General features: G+C 64.6%; 3 protein-coding genes. 2 read left to right on the top strand and 1 reads right to left on the bottom strand.

Features of this window, described 5'->3' with window-relative positions:
• Both ACTHL0_RS19515 and ACTHL0_RS19510 read left to right on the top strand, forming a co-directional pair.
• A partial coding sequence (locus ACTHL0_RS19515) for an ATP-binding cassette domain-containing protein (RefSeq protein WP_440568512.1) occupies positions 1–1,710 on the top strand: 1,710 nt, incomplete at its 5' end.
• A gap of 86 nt (positions 1,711–1,796) precedes the next feature.
• Entirely contained in the window at positions 1,797–2,876 is a 1,080-nt protein-coding gene (locus tag ACTHL0_RS19510) for a CaiB/BaiF CoA transferase family protein (RefSeq protein ID WP_440568511.1), read from the top strand.
• Positions 2,877–2,924: 48 nt separating this feature from the next.
• On the opposite strand, the gene radA is transcribed toward ACTHL0_RS19510, so the two are convergent.
• Positions 2,925–4,110 (bottom strand): DNA repair protein RadA (gene radA / locus ACTHL0_RS19505; RefSeq protein WP_440568510.1); only part of this gene is annotated, 1,186 nt, incomplete at its 5' end.

Genomic DNA, 4,110 nt, shown 5'->3' with positions numbered 1-4,110 from the left:
GAATATACGCTCGACGGCGATGCGGCCCTGCGCGAAATCGAGGCCCGGATCGCCCACACCGAAGCCGCGCACGACGGCGAAGCACTGGCGCACGCGCACGCGGCATTCGCCGACGCCGACGGCTCCACCGCCCCCGCCCGCGCCGAAGCGCTGTTGCTCGGTCTGGGCTTCACGCTCGCGCAGACGCGCGAGCAGGTGGCAAGCTTTTCGGGCGGCTGGCGCATGCGTCTGAATTTGGCGCAAGCGCTCATGTGCCGTTCCGATCTGCTGCTGCTCGACGAACCGACGAACCACCTGGATCTCGACGCCATCGTCTGGCTCGAAGACTGGCTCGGCCGCTATGCGGGCACGCTCGTCATCATTTCGCACGATCGGGAATTCCTCGATTCCGTCTGCAACGTCACGCTGCATCTTGAAAACCGGCAGGTGAAGCGCTACGGCGGCAACTACTCGCAGTTCGAAATCCTGCGTGCGCAACAACTTGCGCTGCAGCAAAACGCCTACGAGAAGCAGCAGAAGACGATCGCGCATCTGCAAAGCTTCATCGACCGCTTCAAAGCGAAGGCGACGAAAGCACGCCAGGCGCAGAGCCGGGTGAAAGCGCTCGAAAAGATGGAGCGAATCGCGCCCGCGCACGCGGCCTCGCCGTTCACGTTCGAATTCCGCACGCCCGACGCCGCGCCGAATCCGATGCTGGTCATGGAAGATGTGCGCTGCGGCTATCGAACGGATGAAGCCATCGAGATTCCGATTCTCGACGGCGTGACGCTGTCGGTACAGAACGGTCAGCGTATCGGCCTGCTCGGCGCCAACGGCCAGGGTAAGTCGACGCTCGTCAAAACGCTCGCCGGCACGCTCGAGGCGCTCGGCGGCACGATGCGCGCCGGCCGCGGGCTGGCGATCGGCTATTTCGCTCAGCATCAACTCGAAACGCTGCGGCCCGACGATTCCCCGCTCGCGCATTTGGCCCGCATCGCTCCCGAGACACGCGAACAGGAGCTGCGCGACTTCCTCGGCGGCTTCAATTTTTCGGGCGACATGGCGGCCTCCCCGATCGCGCCGTTCTCCGGCGGCGAGAAAGCCCGGCTCGCGCTGGCGCTCATCATCTGGCAAAAGCCGAATTTGCTCCTGCTCGACGAACCGACGAACCACCTCGATCTCGAAACGCGCCATGCGCTCACCATGGCGCTCGCGCAATTCGAAGGCACGCTAATCCTCGTCTCGCACGATCGGCACTTGTTGCGCGCAAGCACGGATCAATTCATGCTCGTCGCCAAGCATCGTTTGCAACCGTTCGACGGCGATCTCGACGATTACCGCGATTGGCTGCTGCAACACGCGGCCGAGACGCGCGCGGCGGCCAAGGCGGCGAGCCAGGCGAGTGCAACCGGCGATAGCGCACGTACAAGCGAAGCTTCGGCCGGCAACCGCAAGGATCAGCGTCGTCAGGAAGCGGAAGCGCGTCAGAAGGTTGCGCATCTGAAAAAGCCGCTGCAAAGCCGTATCGCCAAACTCGAAAAGGAGATGGATACGCTCAATGTGGAAAAGGCGACGCTCGACGCGTTCGTTGCCGCGCCGGAAAGCTACGAGCCGGCCATGAAAGCGAAGCTGACGGACGCGCTCAGGCGCCAGGGCGAAGTCCAGGCACGGCTTGAAACACTCGAAGCGCAATGGCTCGAGGCACAGGAGGAGCTGGAACAGATCGGCTGAAGCGTGGCCGCGGCCAGCAGCGCCCCTGGCCCTCATGCCCAGAGGGCGGCCTGGACAAGAATCGACGAATCGACAGGAGGTCCAAGTTGACGACCGATGCTCCGCTGCAAGGTTTGCGTGTGCTGGATCTCACCCGTCTGCTGCCCGGCCCGCTCGCGACATTGCGGCTCGCGGAACTGGGCGCCGACGTCCTCAAGATCGAGGAACCGGGCACCGGCGATCCGGCCCGTGCCATGATGCAGGCGCCGGCCGACCGCGCGAGCGGTGTACCGAGCGCCTTTTATCGTCTCGTCAATCGAGGCAAGCGGGAGACGCGGCTCGATTTGAAGTCCGAAACCGGACGCACCGTCTTGCGCGCGCTCGTACGCGAATCTCATGTACTCGTCGAAAGCTTCCGCCCCGGCGTCATGAGCAAGCTCGGGCTCGATTACTTGAGCCTGGCCAAAATCAACCCGAAGCTCGTCTACTGTTCGATCACCGGCTACGGCGCCGAAGGTTCGTTTTCGCAGCGGCCTGGCCACGATCTGAACTATCTGGCCTATGCGGGCGTGCTCGATCAAATCGCGACACCGGACGGTACGCCTGTCGTCCCGAACCTCCAGATCGCCGATATGCTCGGCGGCGCGCTGCCCGCTGTCACACGCATCCTGGCCGCGCTGTGGCAGGTCTCGCGCGGTGGTGACGGCGCGTTCGTCGACGTGTCGATGACGCATGCGATCCACGCCAACAACATCGTCGCCCGGGCTACGCTCGAGAACGCCGGCCGGGGCGAGCCGTCCGGCCTCGACACATTGCATGCGGGCCACGGGCTGCTCAACGGCGGCGTGCCTTGCTACAACGTCTACCGCACGGCCGACGGCCGTTGGCTCGCCGTGGGCGCACTCGAATTGAAGTTCTGGGAGCGGCTATGCCGGGCACTCGGCCGCGCCGATTGGGCCGCTCGCCACTGGAGCCTCGGTCAGGTCATCGGGGGGCCCGACGCGGTTGCGCTGACACGCGAGCTGGCCGCGCATATCGCCACGCATCGATTGAAAACGTGGGTTGAATTGCTGGAGCCGCGCGATTGCTGCGTCTCTCCCGTGCTGACGGCCGAGGAAGCACGCGCGCACGTGCTTTTTCAGACGACGGCGCCGACGCAAACGGGCCGGCCCGGCGGCGACCGGTGAAGGTAGGCCCTCGTGAAAAGCGGCGTGCCGGGCGCCGCTTCGTACGATCTATTCAAGCTCCTTGACCCGATCGATCGCTTGCTCGATACGATCGACGGCCAACACCTGCAACCCGTCGATCGCTTGCTTCGGCGCGTTCGCCTTTGGAATCAAAGCCGCCGTAAAGCCGAGCTTCGCCGCCTCTTTCAACCGCTCTTGCCCGCGCGGCGAGGGCCGAATTTCGCCCGCCAGCCCCACTTCGCCGAACACGATCAAACCCTTCGGCAGCGGTTTGTTACGCATCGATGAGTGAATCGCAAGCAGCACGGCCAGATCGGCAGCCGGCTCCGCGATCTTGACGCCGCCGACGGCATTCAAAAACACGTCCTGATCGAAGCAGCCAATGCCGGCGTGGCGATGCAAAACGGCCAACAGCATGGCGAGCCGGTTCTGCTCCAGCCCGACCGCAAGCCTGCGCGGATTCGGCACTTGCGCCGTATCGACGAGCGCCTGGATTTCCACGAGCAACGGACGCGAACCTTCTTGCGTCACGAGCACGCAGGAGCCGGGCACGATCTGCTCGTGCTGCGATAAAAACAGCGCCGACGGATTCGCGACACCGCGCAGCCCGCGTTCGGTCATCGCGAAGACACCGAGCTCGTTCACCGCGCCGAACCGGTTCTTGAACGCGCGCACGAGGCGGAACGACGAGTGCGTATCGCCCTCGAAATAGAGGACGGTATCGACGATATGCTCCAGCACACGCGGGCCCGCCAAGCTGCCCTCCTTCGTCACATGCCCGACCATCACGATGGTCGTACCGGACTGCTTGGCGATGCGCGTGAGCTGCGCGGCGCATTCGCGCACCTGAGCGACCGAACCGGGGGCCGATGTCAGCGCTTCCGAGTAGATCGTCTGAATCGAATCGACGACAGCAACGTCGGGCTGCTCCGCTTCGATCGCCGCCTGGATTTTTTCGAGCTGGATTTCGGCCAGCAGCTTCAAGTCGGCCGCCTTCGACCCCGGCTCGAGCAACGCCAGACGTTGCGCGCGCAACCCGATTTGGGCCGCCGATTCTTCGCCGCTGATATACAGCGCGCTTCGGTCCTCGGGCAGCGAAGCGAGCGATTGCAGCAGCAAGGTGGACTTGCCAATGCCCGGATCACCGCCGATCAGCACCACCCCACCCGCTACGAAGCCCCCGCCGAGCACGCGGTCGAACTCGCCGATGCCCGTCGAGAAACGCGGCACGTCG

The sequence above is a fragment of the Trinickia sp. genome (assembly GCF_051961175.1).
Classification (GTDB): domain Bacteria; phylum Pseudomonadota; class Gammaproteobacteria; order Burkholderiales; family Burkholderiaceae; genus Trinickia.
Note: the sequence above shows the minus strand (reverse complement) of the source record. Positions and strands in the feature narration are given on the sequence as shown.